General features: G+C 47.7%; 12 protein-coding genes. 3 read left to right on the top strand and 9 right to left on the bottom strand.

The genetic code is table 11. The annotated features are described in order from the left end of the window. Positions 1-636 precede the first annotated feature (636 nt). Positions 637-912 carry a hypothetical protein gene (locus tag D0Y50_RS02790; RefSeq protein ID WP_176582443.1) on the bottom strand — a complete coding sequence of 92 codons (276 nt, stop codon included), beginning with the start codon at positions 910-912 and terminating at the stop codon, positions 637-639. Between the two features lie 436 nt (positions 913-1,348). Here D0Y50_RS02790 and D0Y50_RS02785 point away from each other — a divergent pair, with 436 nt between their 5' ends. Beyond that, the gene (locus D0Y50_RS02785) at positions 1,349-1,834 is read left to right on the top strand and encodes a GNAT family N-acetyltransferase (RefSeq protein WP_117315390.1); all 486 of its coding nucleotides are present in this window, start codon (positions 1,349-1,351) and stop codon (positions 1,832-1,834) included. A gap of 226 nt (positions 1,835-2,060) precedes the next feature. On the opposite strand, the gene D0Y50_RS02780 is transcribed toward D0Y50_RS02785, so the two are convergent. Both D0Y50_RS02780 and D0Y50_RS02775 read right to left on the bottom strand, forming a co-directional pair. Next, on the bottom strand, positions 2,061-3,698 hold the full coding sequence (locus tag D0Y50_RS02780; protein WP_117315388.1) for a hypothetical protein: 1,638 nt from the start codon (positions 3,696-3,698) through the stop codon (positions 2,061-2,063). After that, the gene (locus tag D0Y50_RS02775) at positions 3,685-4,035 is read right to left on the bottom strand and encodes a hypothetical protein (protein WP_117315386.1); all 351 of its coding nucleotides are present in this window, start codon (positions 4,033-4,035) and stop codon (positions 3,685-3,687) included. Before D0Y50_RS02775 ends, D0Y50_RS02780 begins: the two co-directional genes overlap by 14 nt. A gap of 183 nt (positions 4,036-4,218) precedes the next feature. Here D0Y50_RS02775 and D0Y50_RS02770 point away from each other — a divergent pair, with 183 nt between their 5' ends. Beyond that, on the top strand, positions 4,219-5,379 hold the full coding sequence (locus D0Y50_RS02770) for an IS30 family transposase (RefSeq protein WP_117315147.1): 1,161 nt from the start codon (positions 4,219-4,221) through the stop codon (positions 5,377-5,379). A gap of 472 nt (positions 5,380-5,851) precedes the next feature. On the opposite strand, the gene D0Y50_RS02765 is transcribed toward D0Y50_RS02770, so the two are convergent. The 3 genes from D0Y50_RS02765 to D0Y50_RS02755 form a co-directional block, all read right to left on the bottom strand. After that, entirely contained in the window at positions 5,852-6,391 is a 540-nt protein-coding gene (locus D0Y50_RS02765; RefSeq protein WP_108565500.1) for a DUF3750 domain-containing protein, read from the bottom strand. 64 nt (positions 6,392-6,455) lie between these two features. After that, the gene (locus D0Y50_RS02760) at positions 6,456-7,343 is read right to left on the bottom strand and encodes an amidohydrolase family protein (protein WP_117315383.1); all 888 of its coding nucleotides are present in this window, start codon (positions 7,341-7,343) and stop codon (positions 6,456-6,458) included. A 40-nt stretch (positions 7,344-7,383) separates the two neighbouring features. Beyond that, the gene (locus D0Y50_RS02755; RefSeq protein WP_117315381.1) at positions 7,384-8,133 is read right to left on the bottom strand and encodes an SDR family NAD(P)-dependent oxidoreductase; all 750 of its coding nucleotides are present in this window, start codon (positions 8,131-8,133) and stop codon (positions 7,384-7,386) included. A 233-nt stretch (positions 8,134-8,366) separates the two neighbouring features. On the opposite strand from D0Y50_RS02755, the gene D0Y50_RS02750 reads away from it, so the two are divergent. Beyond that, positions 8,367-10,127, top strand: coding sequence for an acyl-CoA dehydrogenase family protein (locus D0Y50_RS02750; protein ID WP_117315379.1), 1,761 nt, complete (start codon positions 8,367-8,369; stop codon positions 10,125-10,127). A 222-nt stretch (positions 10,128-10,349) separates the two neighbouring features. Here the strand turns inward: D0Y50_RS02750 and D0Y50_RS02745 are convergent, their stop codons facing one another. The 3 genes from D0Y50_RS02745 to D0Y50_RS02735 form a co-directional block, all read right to left on the bottom strand. Next, positions 10,350-14,777, bottom strand: a complete 4,428-nt coding sequence (locus D0Y50_RS02745) for an ExeM/NucH family extracellular endonuclease (RefSeq protein WP_117315376.1) — start codon at positions 14,775-14,777, stop codon at positions 10,350-10,352. A gap of 602 nt (positions 14,778-15,379) precedes the next feature. Then, complete coding sequence (locus tag D0Y50_RS02740; RefSeq protein WP_117315373.1) at positions 15,380-15,892, bottom strand: DUF3016 domain-containing protein; 513 nt, start codon at positions 15,890-15,892, stop codon at positions 15,380-15,382. A gap of 149 nt (positions 15,893-16,041) precedes the next feature. Next, the gene (locus D0Y50_RS02735) at positions 16,042-16,410 is read right to left on the bottom strand and encodes a hypothetical protein (RefSeq protein WP_108565505.1); all 369 of its coding nucleotides are present in this window, start codon (positions 16,408-16,410) and stop codon (positions 16,042-16,044) included. Positions 16,411-16,462: the final 52 nt, after the last annotated feature.

Below are 16,462 nucleotides of genomic sequence, written 5' to 3'. Positions count from 1 at the left end.
TAGGCGCCCGCAGCAACCGCTATTGACCCAGCAAAACCTAAACGCTGGCGCTCGTGAATAGCTACCAGAATCCCATAAAAAAGCCAGCGATGTGGCTATAAAAAACCGGCGCTAAAGCCAGGCAGAAAAGCCTGGGGTGAGTATCAAGCCCATATAATTAAGGCCACAGACAATACCCTGCTTCATAACCGTTATACTTCCGGGCTTTCATCACCCTTGGAGCAGGGGGTTGAGGTGCTTATTCCAAGGCTTATTGCCAGGCATGTAGCTAGGCATATTACTGTGTATATTGCTGTGAATAGGGATACCCAACAACGTGTAGGTGTCGATGGGTCGTATAATCGTCTTTTTGCTAATCCAAGTACCACTGTTCAGTAATTATCAGGTTGCTGTGGACGTTACACCACGCGGCATTAAACCGCGCTCGCGTGCCGCCGTGCCGTGTACGTGACGATGGTGTTGGTAGCAAAATAAGTAAGCGCAGGAAAAGGTGCCTTATTTCAACAACGCAATAGAACGCGAAAGAGGAATGCTTATCTGTAGTGGTGTGATTACCAAGGGATTGTGTCGGCATAATTACCGAGCGACTTTGTCGTAATGAGCATATCAGCCAGTTGTTAAGCTGGCTATTTTCTCTTAATCTATTTCTGCTTTTCTTGCTCGTTGAACACGCAGTGCCATCGTATTCATGTTTTCTCTCAGCCAGATGTAGCGAACACCAGCAGGACTCACATCAATGGTTTGTTTGGCTTTGAGTTGCAGCGATACTTGCTGTTGACCTAGATGTGCATTTTCTAGAGAGAACTCGATGACATTTTGTTCAAGTTCAACATCTGAGCGGTTCTTATGCCGTAGATTGGGAGTTTCTAGACGCTTTAAAGCATCAGGGCCGCCCTGTTTGACCAACTTCAAGTGACGAATGTAAAAAAGTGACCGACAGTTTCCCTTGGTAATTAGCAATTACGACAGAATCGCTTGGTAATTAAAATACGACAAAGTTGCTTGGTGTTAACAATGCTTATCTGTAGTGGCTCATATCTGATCTTACACTTCCATGTGCAGATTGAGAGATCGCCTGATAGTCTTCTGTAGACAAACAACGGACATTCATCTTCATTAGATTGCAACAACTTAAGTGAGCACTATCTACGGATAGCTGCCTCTCCGGTTTTTTTAGCGACCAGCCCTTAAGGCCGTTAACCAAATATTAGCACTTCGAAACTCTTGCAAGCAGAAACCAACTTCAGGAAATATCAAACCATTCTGAGAGGCATCTGTAATATGGAGTAGGGTATAATGTTGGCTAATCCTCAACTCAATAGTAATACAAGGAAATACCGTGTCGTCAATGACCGATCCCTACAACAGCCTAACTGGCTTACAGACTGCATTAAATCAAAAACAAATTGTGTTAGATAATTGCAAAACAACCGATTTCATAAAGATGCACGCAGACAAGCCACAGGGCCAGCCAAGATTTACGTATGCAAGAATGGAAGGAAAGAAAGTAGTATCGATTGTGATATTAATACCGGCTCAACCTATCGAAGGTGTGCTCTGCATGGCAATAGGTTATGCGACGCACAAATTGCGTCGTAAGAGAGGCCTAGCTATCAAAACTATTGAAGCGGCGCTCAAAGAATTCCAGCACGGTATGAGTAGAAATAGTGTGTCAGATATTATGATAGAGGCAATTGTTGAAAAGGAAAACATCGCGTCGCAAAAGTTAGCGAAACGTGTGTTTATGGACGAACCAAGAGAGGGGAAGGATCAGTATTCTGGTGAGGCTTGCTTTGCCTATGTACGAAAATTAAGCGAAATAGTTCAAGATTAACATGGCTTTGTTGCACGAATAACAGAAGTTTTTAGCCGTTTTAAGATGGCCGGCTAAGACAAGGAGCAGACGTTAAGAACGCACATTTCTTGATTCCGATATGCGCCACGAGTAGTCGGTGGGTAATTGGCTTTTCAACTAATAATGCCCGTATCTTGGCACATAATACGCTGTTCGACACCATGTTAATACTCAGGGAGATTAGGAAAATCTCCAGCAGCCAGCACTACTGGTCACAATACAAATCAAAATCATCGACAACTAGTGTGTTCGGGAATAGACTTTGAGCCTGCTTCTCTAGCTGGTTGGTAATCTCGGTTAAATAGCGGTAATAGATATCGCTGTGCTTACCTATTTCCTTATCAAGCAACTCTTTCAACTTATCAACTACAATTTTTAATGCGGGGCGACATGTACCGTCCCAGTAGCTTTTAACAAGATAGTATTGGTGGGTCCTGAGTAAAAGACCTGTAATTACCCATAGCGGTTGTGTCGTTATCAAATTTTTCAAATGCGGAATTTCGTTCGCTTGGATTGTAGGGGCTAGCGATATATGCAGTCCATCCGTATACTCCAAAATGCATATGCTTTTTTTTGTGTCAACAAACCATGACTGAAAGTGTTTACTATACTCTGCAGGACTTTCCGGCCAAGCCATGAGCAATTTGTAAGTAGAAGACAGATTTATTTTGAATGTGAACGCTGCTTGATTAATTGCATTAGAAGTGACTGCAAGATTAAACTTCTCAATATCGCTCGACTTTGGGCGTGAGAAGTATTTCTTTAAGCTTTTGATATCTGGGATATTGAGATAGTGTAGCCATTCAGCCTTTTCGGTAAATAACGGCTGATGTAAGGTGCTATAAATATTTTCTGTGATGCTAGCTAAATTATGCAATGAGATGCCTTTATGGCTAAAATCCTTATGCAAGTCCAGCCAAGGGAGTATTTCTTCAAGTCGGCGCTCTTCCTTGTAAGCAGCTATATCCACAGGTGCATTGCACATCAGCATTGCAAATGATTTGGCAATATGCGGCGAAAAACCGAGGTACCACTCACTGCTTTTTGACAGCGGAATAAGAACTCGCATGGCTCCACCAAAGGGACCTTCTAGCGTCTTTTTTAGCAGATCTCCAGCCCTTTCATTATCACCAACCACTTGTAATACAAACAATTCTTCGCAAATTGAGTAGGCCTCAAATAGGGCTTGGAAATTATAGGTATCTTTCGCCAAGAACGTAGATTGATTTGGTTCTCTTGCCGCTATTTTTGCGTAATTTTTTGATTTATCCAAAAATTCATGGTGCTCCCCATTTAAAGATAGGCCAGCGCGTTCTGCACACCATCCAAAGGCTTCCGAGAGCATTTTTGAAAATTCTCTACGGGTTATCTGAGCACTCGGTATTTCGTTGCTATACAAGTAGTCACGAACCTCTGCAACCAAATTGAGATGCTTAAATACGTGATTCATATAAGATAACCTACCAGAACAGATAGCAGCTGAGGCTTTCACTTTACATTCCCCAGTTTTTTGCCACCAGTCCCACAAATTCATCCCTCGACCTGGGATAAGGTTAAAACTGGCTAGCTCCTTTGATAACCAAGTAATGTCACGTACCCAAGCTTCATTTAGTCTCCAATATAGGACGCCGGCTAAGCTGCTTGTCATTAGCTGGTGGTGCGCGAATTCATGTTGCTCAGCTAGATATGCACTTTTCTCATCATCTGAAAGTCGTTTCCATTTATCGCGATTAGCTCTCAATGATCCGGACAAGGTTTCATTTACTTTAATGGAGGTCGCTAGCGTAGTCCTTATGCCAATCAAACTCCCAATAAATAAGTAGCTACCTTTATTTCCGGACATCAGTATCGTTGTCTTTTTCTTTGACTTCGCACTTTTGATTTCTATTTTTAAGCTCAGACACAAGATAGCCTACATACATAGTAATTAATTCATCTTTAGCGGTGTCTAGCGTATCCATGCCGAAGGACAAAATAAAATTCAAAATTTCGGTCTCAGACTTGTTACCTACAGAGGCCATAGGGTAAACCTCAACTTCGCTAACAAGGTTTTTATTTTCGTTAATAAATTTTTTTAAATATGCTTTCATTTCCATATCAACACAATAAATGGTTACTTTGACTTGTTGATTATCGTTGAGCTTTTCTAATTCGACTACATTTATTGTTTCATTGTGCATTTCGTTACTCCCTATTTCTAAAAGTTAAATGATTGGAACTTTTGGACTGACAGTTCATAGTAACAATAGTTTCCAATGAAAAACCATATTTTGTGTTTTCATGAAAAAGGTTAAATGTCCGCTTCACGTCTTGAGTTCAATTGGTGAGTGCAACGCTATCCTTATTAAAGGAGGAATGTTGCCATGAAACAAAGAAAACGTATCTATTACTCACCAGAACAGAAAGCACTTATTTGGGACAGGTATAAGCGAGGTGATTCGCTGCATGATATCGCTAGAATGTTTGACCGCTTTCACTCTTCTATTATGCCAACCATTTATCAAACTGGTGGGTATCGGCCACCAGAACGAAAAAGACATCTACAGTCTCTTTCGCTTGATGAAAGAGAAGAAATATCACGATGCTTAGTCGGTAAACAATCCATTCGAGAAATTGCCAGACGTTTGTCTAGAGCGCCATCTACAATTAGCCGTGAAGTAAAAAGAAATGGTGGGCTGAAGCACTACCGTGCCGTAAGAGCTGAACAACGAGCATGGGACGAAGCATTGAGACCTAAGCCATGTAAGTTAATTGACTCTCCAGATTTATGTAAGCTGATAGCCGTTAAGCTTAAAAGGGCATGGTCACCACAACAAATTGCAGGTTGGTTAAAGCGACAATACCCCAATAATCAGGAAATGTACGTGTCTCACGAAACCATCTATAAAACACTCTTCATTCAGACGCGAAGCGCTCTAAAGAAAGAACTGCAAAAGTGTTTGCGGTCAAAAAGAGTGGTTCGCAAGTCGCGTCAATCTTCACTGAAAAGGTTAGGTCTAGGAAAAATTCCTGACGCCGTTTCTATTAGTGAGCGACCTGCATCAGTTGAAGATAGAGCGATACCTGGTCACTGGGAAGGCGACCTTATATGTGGTTCTAACAACAGTTACATAGCGACACTAGTAGAGAGGCACTCTCGATTCGTAATGCTGGCAAAAGTGGATGATAGTAAAACGTCGACCGTGATTGCTGCACTTATTAAGCACGCTCAAAAGCTACCTAAGGAACTATATAAATCTCTAACTTGGGACAGGGGGAGAGAAATTAAAGACCACAAACAGTTCACTCTAGCCACTGATATAAAAGTCTATCTTTGTGATCCTTACTCACCGTGGCAACGTGGTTCCAATGAAAACACCAATCGATTACTACGGCAGTATTTTCCAAAAAGTACCGACTTATCAGTACACAGCCAACAAAAACTTAGCAGCGTAGCGAGACAACTTAACGAAAGACCAAGAAAAACGTTAGACTATGAAACACCAGCACAGAAATTTAACCGATGTGTTGCGCCCATCGATTGAACTCAAGGTACGGAGCGGACACACGAAAGATGACATACCAGCGACGGCACAATTGTCTCTGCGCAAAATGTCAGAACTGATTAAGCTCTGCCATGGGTAGTGTGTGGTAAAGTGGGGTTCAACCCAGCTTATCGCCTGCGAAGCAGACCCTTAGGTTTTTTTGCGCAGAACGGTAAAACCCGATAGATCTGGTTAACGCTTTTTTACTCCCTGACGGCTCACCGGCCCATTCCTGGTTCTTTACCCTTAGCTCTTTGCCGCTAGCCCTTTGCCACTAGTCTTTAGCCGTTTGCCCTTCACTCTCATTAGCCACCTTCCCTTAGCTAATCTAATATAACTGCCCGCTGGCGAAATATCGGGCCTTCACAGGTGATTTTTGCTCTGTCCGCTAATAGTCTTTCCTCGGGAACTTTAAATGTGCAGGAGTCCCCTCCCCTTATATGGTCTTATCTGCTTAATTTGCGGGAGTAGTCTAATCTGCATAACCACTGCCAATTGCACTAAATGGCAGGTCCAGTTCAAGTTCGGGTACTTGCAAGCCAACCCAGGCGGGAAAAGTATTACTGTTTGGCCCAGGAAATACCTGATATTCATTGGCCCAGGGATATTGTGCCACTGCGTGCTCGATATCGGGTATCAGACGCGCTGCTTTATCGCCGCTTATCGACAAAATCTTTTCCGGACGCGCGCCATACCAATACCGGTCAGGGTTTACTACCTGGTATTGCTTTAAGGCGGGTAAACCTTGCTTAATACGCCAGCCCACTACTTCATAAACAGTGTATTTTTGTTCTCCCACTGCTTTAGTGGCAATCCAGGTATGCACAGCAAACCAGCCTCGCCAGCTAAAGGCATCGGCCGCGTACACTTCAATAATTGCCTGCGGATGATCCGCCGGATCAGGTGCGATACCGGCAGGCTCACGGCTCGCTGTACGCCAGTCTTGACTGGAGCAACCGGCTAAACCTAGCAGGCTGCTAACTAAGCTAATGACGATTACAAATACTTTCATTGCCACACACTATATGAATAAAGTTACATTAGGTACGTGCTCAGGCACTGGCAGTTTATTAATTTTATGCAAGCCTTGGGGTAAACCCATACCACTGTGCGGCATTATCGTGACACAGCGCCTGCTGGTATTGCGCGGGGCAGCTTTGCAGATACGTCTGCCAGGTATGCCTATAGGTAGTCGCCAGCAGGCATAGCGGAAAATTCCCGGCCAGCATGACGCGCGCCGGTGAAAACATATTAACTAAATCGTTAATAACCCGGCTAATATACTGAGTATCAAGGGTCCGTTTATCACTTAGCATTTCAAAACCCGACACTTTTACCGCACACAGCTCATGCGCAGCCAGCTTTGCCATATTGGCTAACCACAGTTGGTAAAGCGTGTCGTCAGCCGCAAAGGCGCGACTTTGGGCGGGTAAAGGGGGAAACCCTGCATGGTTAACGATACAGCGCAAACTATGACGGGATAGTTGTTCACAGAGTAAGTCAACGCCGGGTGTATCGGTAGCCGGCAACTGGGCTTCAAAATGCAAGCCACGCGCCGCCAGCGACGCCATGTGGCGTTGAGCGAGCGTATTGGCCAGAACCCGCGTCGCCTGCTCATCCAGAATATGTCTTACCCCTACTACGCTACGGTATTGTTGGAGCTGATCCAGCACATAATCCGCCTTTTGCTCGGTCAGCGTGATGCCGCCGACACTTCGCATCGGAAGGCTGACGGTTTGTTCAAGATAGTCAATTTCGCGCCACGGCTGTTGATTATCAAACCCAGCTTCAATATGGACCAGCCCGCGTATTGATAATGGCCCGGTAAGCTGTAAGTCGGCTTGCGTTACACTGCGCTGAATAAGGGCTTTGTCGGGCCAGAGGGGGGCATTTTGAGGCTGTAGCCAGGCATAGTTACCGCGCGCTAAATCAATGAAATGAACGTGGCTATCAATGATGTCCAAAGGTAACCTCCCACTGTTTTAATACTGCTGCGCCGGTGATTTAGCGTGCAGTATAGCCGCCATCAATAACCTGTAAGCTGCCGGTAATAAAGCGGGCTTTATCGCTGGCCAGAAAACACACCAGCTCGGCAACTTCTTCGGGCTGGCCAAGCCGTCCCAACGGCTGCTGAGCGGCTTCTTCGGCGTGCACCTTTGCTGCATTTACACCTGCCTGGTTTACGTAGCGATTAATCGCATTATGGTAAAGCGGAGTTTCAATGGTGCCCGGGCATACGGCGTTGGCCCGGATATTAAAGGACGCATAATCCAAGGCGGTGGTTTTGGCTATTGAAGCCAACGCCGCTTTCGTCAGGTTATAAGCAAAAGACGAGGTTTTGCCCACCAGCGACTGGTCTGAACCCATCACTATAATTGCGCCACTACGCTGCGCTTTCATAACGGGTAGCACGTGTTTTATCGCAGCATAAGCCCCTTTAACATTAATGGCAAAAAGCCGATCTAAATCAGCTTCACTGGTTTGCTCCAGCGTTCCAGAAAAATGCACACCCGCATTGGAAACCAATGCATCTATCCGGTCGGTTTGGCTGCTAACCTGCTGTATCGCCTGCCCTACCTGCGCGCTATCCGACACATCGCATGAAAGCCACGTACCCCGAGGGACCGGACGGGCGAAGTCCTCAACATCCAGGTTAAATACCTGATAATGGTGCGTAGCAAACAGCTGGCAAATGGCTAAGCCAATTCCTTTACTACCACCGGTTACAATGGCTACAGCCGGGCTAGCGGTCATCGCGTTATATCCTGAGTGACTCAATTAAAGCGCTAGCATGACGAACTACCCGAAAAATTGCAACACACGCCCCGCCCCGCTTTACGGGGATGCTTGATTTACCTACCAGAGACATGTCTGGTACCCAGCGAATTATTAACGCTTTTACAAATTACTTACAAGATACTTGGCCCACGGTTAATTCTGCGTATAATTAAAATTCAAACACCTGTTTAAATTATTAGGAGTGGGCTATGCCTCAGTACCAGGCGCCGCTGGCAGATTATCAGTTTTTATTAAATGACTGGTTCTCACTGGATTCACATTATCAGTCACTGAAGGTGACAGACTTTGACTTTGCCTTGGCCAATGAAGTTATTGCCCAAGGGGCCCGGTTTGCAGAAGATGTGATAGCCCCACTCAACCGCCCGGGTGATGAGCAAGGTTGTACACTAAAAGACGGCAAGGTAACTACCCCGGATGGTTTCGCCCAGGCTTATCACGATTATATCGCCAATGGCTGGAATAGTATGCTGGGCTCGGCAGACTACGACGGCCAGGAACTTCCCCACACCATGGCTGTGCCGGTTCATGAAATGCTGCACTCGGCCAACCTCAGCTGGCGGCTTACCAGCATGCTTACCGAAAGCGCCGTGCTGGCGGTTACCAAGCATGCCAGTCAAGCGCTTAAAGACACCTATCTGGCTAAGCTGATTAGTGGCGAATGGACGGGCACGATGAACCTGACCGAACCCCATGCGGGCACCGATCTGGCTTTGCTTTCGACCAAAGCAGAGCCGCAACCTGATGGCAGCTACCGGGTAACCGGCAACAAAATATTCATTACTGGCGGCGACCATGAGTGGACCAGTAATATTGTACATATGGTACTGGCCCGGTTACCCGATGCCCCTGCCGGCGTAAAAGGCATTAGCTTGTTTTTAGTGCCAAAATTTATACCCGATTCGCAGGGCGAACCCGCTGCAGCTAATGCGGTGTCGGTAGGCAGTATTGAGCATAAGATGGGCATTAAAGGCAGCCCCACCTGTGTAATGAACTACGACGGCGCGACCGGCTGGCTGGTTGGTGAGCCCAACCAAGGCCTGGCCTGCATGTTTACCATGATGAACGACGCGCGCTTTCAGGTTGGCCTGGAAGGTCTTGGCGCCAGCGAAGCTTCATTTCAAGGCGCATTAGCCTATGCTCGTGAGCGGGTCCAGTCACGGGCTCCGCAAGGCGTACAAAACCCAGATGGTAAAGCCGATCCTATTATTTTCCAGCCAGATGTAGCCCGTATGCTACTAACCCAGAAGGCGTTAACCGAAGGCTGTCGCGCATTGGCTGTATTTTATGCCGGCTACATGGATGTCGAGCGCTATGGCGATGCAGACCGTAAAGCAATAGCGGGCCAGGTACTAGGCTTTTTAACGCCAGTATGCAAAGGCTTCATGACCGATATGGGGCTGGAATCAACTAGCCTGGGCATCCAGGTATTTGGCGGCCACGGTTATATTCGCGAGTGGGGTATGGAGCAACTCATGCGTGATGTGCGCATTGCGCAGCTTTATGAGGGCACCAATGGAATTCAGGCGCTCGATCTCATTGGCCGAAAGCTTACCCGCGATAAAGGCCAGATGATGGAAGCTACCTTTACTGAATTATCAGCACGGGTGAAGGCCATTACCGATAAGACTGCGCAATCGCAGGCGCGTGCATTATTAGATGACTGGCGGGCAACCTCGGCCGACTGCCTGGGCCTTGAAGCCAGCGATGTGGCCAGCGCTGCCAGCGATTATCTGGCTTATACCGCCTATTCAATACTCGGGGTGTTGTGGTACAGCATGGCTGATGCCGCCAGCCGTAGCGAAAATAGAACCCTGGCCAGTGCTAAACGTAAAACCTGCGATTTTTATCAGGCGCGCATCTTGCCCCGGCGGGATGCCCACAAAGTAGCTATGCAGGCAGGCGCGGCGTCTGTATTGCAGGTAAGCGGTAGCGAATTTGATTATATCTAAGCCGGCTTTCAGCACCGTGAATTAGCTAAGGCGCGTATTGCGACTGGCAATAAGTCATCGTAGCACCTTCGTTTAGCCGTCTCGGATGGATATAAAAAAGCCCCTCTTTTGAGGGGCTTTTTATGTGCAATTTGAATGGTTTATAGCACGCTTCAGGGGCCACTGGCATGGCTACGTATATTAGCCTGCCAGGCGCCCTTAGCTTATCCCATCACTGTGTGACTAGCGGCTAAATAACCCAGCAAACGGGCTGTTGCCACGGTTTGAGGTTTCCCCTGTTGCACAGGCTCTACGGGTACATAATTTACCCAATGCAGCCACATCACGGGTATTGATTTTACCGTCACCATTTATATCAAAGCTGTCATCAATAGGCTGTCGGCGAAGAATAGCGTTAAGCAACGCCCGACTGTCCAGATAGTCGACATCGTTGTCACCATCCCAGTCGCCTATTAAAGCAAACTGATAAGTGGCCAGCACCGGATCGTGGTCAGAGGCGCGATATACCAGTGTGTTTAACCAGCTGTCTGGTTTGTATTCACTGTTGTAGTCCAGCGCCGGGCTTTCGTCGGCATTGACATGCCATACCGTGGCATCTACCAGATACTGCGCCATTGGTGCATTTGCCAGCTGGTAATCCAGAGTACCTGCGGCTCCCTGGAAGGTATAGCTATAAGTTTTCAAGCCATCGGTTTGAGCCAGCGTGTCGGTAAAACCAGCACCGGTCAGGTAACGAATAGGATCTTCCTGCGCATACGCGTTCAGGTCGCCCACCACGACGGTGGGGGTATCCCCGTAAGTCTCTGCTAACCACGCTGTCAGGGCAATAGCGGCACGGGTGCGGGTCAGGTTACAATTTCCGCCTAACGGGTCATCATCCCCGGTGCCACACGATGAGCCTTTTGACTTAAAGTGATTCACATCGACCACAAATTCATTTCCTGTACTGTTCAGGCTGAACTTCTGGGCCAGCGATGGACGATTGTTCCAGGCAAACAGCGGCCCATTTTCATCTGCTATGCTGTTCGCTTCAGACAATATCGCGGCGCCGCCTTTGGTGGTGACTTTATCCTGGCGATAAATAATCCCCGATGTAATTTCATCGCTGCCGATGGTGGTCACGTTTGCATCCACATAGGCATAGCGCTCATCACCTGCCGCGTCGTTCATCGCTGCGGTTAACTGGGCCAGGGTACTGGTTTGGCCAAAGCCGTCATTCTCCAGCTCCAGCAAACCAATAACATCAGCGTCCAACTCACTCATTGCAGCTACAATTTTATCCAGCTGACGCTGGTATTCAGCAAAACTGTCTGCGCCACGCGAGGTAGGGAACCCTGCGCCTTCACCGTCACCGTTAAACAGATTCAGCACATTAAAGCTGGCTATACGTAAGCTGCCAGGCTCAATCTCAGGCTGCTCGGTACGCGCATTACTGTTTATCACATCGGCCACCTCTACCGGACGTATCCGGTAAGCAGAAAAGCCATAGTCCATGACGCCAACCACACTGGTAACAGTATCGCCACTACGCACACTGTTATACGGGCCAAACTCACCTGGCATCAACAGATGCTCGGTGGTATCAGAACCATCTGAGTTATCGTCAATCAGTACCTGATCAAGTGCATTCGCGGCAGATAGCGCCGCAGCTTCTTCGCTATCAGAGCCATATAACTGGGTAGGCACATACAAGCGTTGCGACGAAACCGCCACTTCACCATAGCTGCCATAGTTATAGACGTTATTGATGATCCAATCAGTTGCATTGGTAACCAGCATCCCTTCAACCGCTTCAAAGCTATCTTGTGCGGTTTTAGGTAGGTTGATGACCACTGGCACGACGGTACCGCTGCCACATAGCAAGGGATCTTGCTGGGCCACCAGTTGGGTACGGCCGTATTGTTCTTCCACACTTCCTAGCACCCGAACTACATCGCCGGGTTTAAGGTCGCTACCGTCAGCCTTCACAAAGATCCCTTCGGATGTATTGTCATCGTTATCGGTATCGGCGGCTTCTTCCTGCACAAAATAACCGGATAAGGCCGGCGTTATATGGGTTACCACGCCTTCTACAACCACTGTCTTGCCAGCCAGCGCAGACGCACTTTCGGCGCCCTGAACCGTATGAATATAGGTTGCTTCATCAGCACACACACCCAATGAGTCATCACTACCACCGCCGGTAGCATCACCATAACGACCTAAATTATCAAAGCTGTTATTAGCAAACCCATCCCATTCAAACGCTGGATCAAAGGTATCGAACGCATTACTATCACCACTGGTAATGCCAGCTTTACGGCGCAGTGTATTGTCTTTGGTACTGGTATCGCCAGAACCCCATTCGGTTCTTACGCCAATCTGGCCAATAGCATCAACTATCTCGCCGTTTTGCAGCAATACCACAGCGTCATCACCATTGAAATTCACCTCACCGGTTAATGCGTTTGCTACAGCGGTTATCGCCGAGTCGGCACCATCATTAGCCAGCACATACACGCCCCCGGCCGCCAGGCTTCCGCTAAGTGCAATGATGCTGTTACCGGTAGTATTACCGTTGGCAAAAACCTGTACTGCATACTCGCTCAGGTCTATCTCTGTCCCGCCCACGTTAACCAGTTCCAATGCTTTATTAAAGCTGCTGCCTTCAACGTATTCGGAAAAGAACAACGTAGCCGGCGTGAGCGCGTAGGTGCCTACCGGGATAGGTGTAGTGGCAGAACTGTTAGAGGTTTGTCCATCCAGGGTATCGGTGCCCGGCACCTGCCAGTTATTTACCTCGAATATCACGCTGGCTGAGCCGCTATTGCGATACGCAAAACTATCGGTATATTCCCACGCTTCACCCGTACCATCGGTATTAGCGTCGCCGTAGATATCGATAAGCTCACCGTGGCAAAATACTTCCACTGCGTCATCCCCATTAATGGACATCGCATTACTGGTGTAATCGGGCGCAAAGCCGAAGAAACTGGTGAAGCCATCAGCTTCACTGGCAATGTAAATGTAATCACCCGCGCGAGCTGAGACGGCAGGGAACACAAACTCTTCACCCGAAGAGCCCCCACCGTTATTGGCTGAGCCAACTCCGCATACGCTTAAATCATCAGTATCCTGAGTTACCAGTAATTCAATACCTTTAGGTACCCCACCGGATAACGGCCCATCAAATATAGCCGTCAGCATTAAACTGGCGGCAGCCGCAGGTTCACTAGGATCAGGATCGGTCGGTGGCTCAGTAGGCTCACTATCCTCACAACTACTGGCAGGATATAACAGCGCCGCCCAGTCTGGGTGATCCACAAACGGGTTTCGGTTGCCCTGATACTCGTAGATAGTATTTTGGCGGGTAAGTTCGGCGTTATCCACCGGGTCATTGTTATGCCACTCCAGTAGCACACATAATTTGCCCAGTGCAGCTTCATCACCACTGGTCAGTCGGTTGACCAGCATCAAGTCCGGGGTAATGTCGGCGCTGCTACCTTCATAGCGAACGTCCATGTACATCATCATACGCGCAACATCGCCCTTGATAGCATCGCGTGGCTCAAAGGAGTCGCCATCAACACGGTTTTCCGGCGCTTCGGCCAAAGGTGCATCACTGTAATCGAAATCGAGGCTTGCGCGGCTGCCATTAACCGAGATATCGGTGGCTCGCAAATGCTGAATATCGGTATATGCTTCATTGCTGGTACCGCTAAAGCCATGGCTTTTTGGCCAGCTGTGCTCCCGGTTCCAGTTATCTGGATTTGAGGAGGCTGAACCCGACCCATTCGACGCTTTCGCTAAGGAACGATTGGAATAAAACAGAATGACATTGTCACTGTTGGCGGGATCTTCATCCGTTTCGGTCAGGGCGGTCCATACCTGGCTATAGGTTAGCTGGCGATGCCCTGAAGCCAGCGTTTCGCTGATCCGCTGCCGTAAAATACTGACGTCGCTGCCGGCATCGATTTCGCTTTGCACCGCACTGTAGTAGATAGCAGGATCAAACGTGCTGGCATCAGCTACTTTGTCTAGTGCCGGGCAATTGGTGCAGACACCCGCCAAGTCACCATCCTCACCGCCGGTATCCCCATCACCACCACCATCGGTAGGTGTATAGGTATGCTCGCCAAGGCCGCTGAAATCGTCTTTTTCCAGCCCGCGGAATTCGGTGGCCGGGTCAAAACTATCGCTGGGGTCGGTATCACCGCTGGCAACACTTTCGAGCCGGATAAGTGTGTTGTCCTGGGTACTGGTAAGGCCGCTGCCCCACTGTGACCCTGGATCCACCCCTAACTGTCCCAGACTATCTATAATCTGGCTTCCGGCTTTAAGGATAATGGCATCATCACCATTAAAAAAACTATGGCTGGAATTAAGGTTCGCTAACGCGGTTATCGAGCCGTCAGCACTGTCATCAGCAATAATGTAAGTTTGTCCAGCGGCCAAACTTCCACTTAGTTCAATGACGGTCCCTGCTGAGGTACTGCCATTAAAGTAAAATGACAATGTATACTCACCTAAATCGACCGCACTATCCGATGTGTTATACAGTTCTATCGCTTTATTATTGCTACTTCCTTCTATGTACTGCGATATCAACAAGTCGGCACTGGCCGCTGAAGATAGGCAGAACGCGAAAGGTAGCAGAGCTATTTTTTTCATTATGGCGTTTCCTGCTTGTTATTAAAAACTATCCGTAAGTTCAGGGAGAGTATCTTTGCTATGCTACAGAAACGTGACAAATTTTCGACAATTATTGACAACTTTTTGACCAGCTGGTCTACCAGCCCAGTACTGACGCAGGATTGCCCATGCCCTACCTGATGTAATAGATAGATCGCCAAGGCTTTATTTTACTAACTGATTCATTGGATGGGCCAATAAATGGCAAGTCGGTTTTGATTGGGGAGAAAAGCAAATAGGCGCGAAGCGCGTCTGGCTCCAGGGACAAAGTGCGCGGGAATGGACCACAAGCCAATGGGGTGCAGCGTGCTAAAACGTCAGCGCGGTGACTGTTCTACGGGCTATGCTTACAGGCTTTGGTGAAAGGCTATCATGAAGGCAAAGGCCAGCGGGCTCCGTAAACGTAGGTGCGTTAACCACCCTTGCCCTCAATAAGCACTTTGCGGGTATTTGTATTGGATAAAACGCATATACACAGCAGTGGTGCGGTAGGTTGTGGCCAGGCTTTAAAACACCCTGAGATGCATTTACATTACACAAGAAGCGCCTGCAGGAACAGGCGCTTCGGCATAACGGTGAGGCTAATTTGCCGCCGTTTGTTGCATTGTTTTATCAAACCAGTCTTTAAGCATCGCTTTTTCATAACTAAGGTTTTCAAAGTTACGATTCACTCTGCCACGGTCCATAAAACTCATATCTTTTAACTTTACCTGCGCACTTTGCAAGGTATTGCCACCATCATCATTCAGTGCATAACTGAACGTCATGCGCGGAATATAAACTGACTTAACCAGGCGTATGTCGGTGCCGCCGCTGCCCCCCAGAAAACTTGATGGCCATACCCGGCCGGCCAGGTCCAGATCGGTTACTGTAAGTGACAGCGTTTGATTTTCTGGTAATGCTTCAGCTAACTTTGCCAGATACTCTTCCAAATCCGCAAATACCATTTTTCGAAACGACACCCGCGACTGGTTAGAAGGTCGAATATCCTGATATGAATCTGGGTCCTGCCAGGTTACCTCCACCTGGGCCGCCGCGGCAGCACCGCTAAATAAGCTTGCTGCTACCATAAATGTACAAAAAGACTTATCCATAATCGCCCCCGAGTAGGAATTGCCAGAGGAAAAAATCTAACTGATTAGAGTAAGAAACAGGGGCCGAGTTCAGATTGTTTTATCTAATACCCGCGCACCTGTCCTCTTAACCTATCCAAGGGTAGCTGAATTGAAGCTGAATAGCGGTGTCATCGCTTTGGTTTAAATAACAAACCCGCCTCTCCCAGTTGCTGACAAAAATAAGTCAGCGTAGCCCCGTTAATGTAGGGATTTTGCGCTGGGTGCGCGCAAAAGCGCTGATAAAACAGGTTTACATTGTCCCTGTTTTTTAGCACATCGGTTAAATAAGTTTGTTGGTAAGGCCGTAAAGTTTGATACCAGGGCGCTATTTCATCATTAAAGCGGGCTAGTTTCCGTTGGTCTGGCCATACTTCAATAATATGTAACCAGTGGCTTAGTGTATCTTGCGTATCCCCTAACCAGCCCTGTATTACCGGCATACGTAAAAGTAGAATCAATGCCCCTATCTCGACAAGTATAATTAACCAGCGTCCCATCTGTTGTCTGTCCTTTCCCTGCAGTTATCAACAAATACCAGCATATAGCACC

The sequence above is a fragment of the Salinimonas sediminis genome (genome assembly GCF_003429285.1).
Lineage (GTDB): Bacteria > Pseudomonadota > Gammaproteobacteria > Enterobacterales > Alteromonadaceae > Alteromonas > Alteromonas indica.
This window is presented reverse-complemented; position numbering and strand designations above follow the sequence as displayed.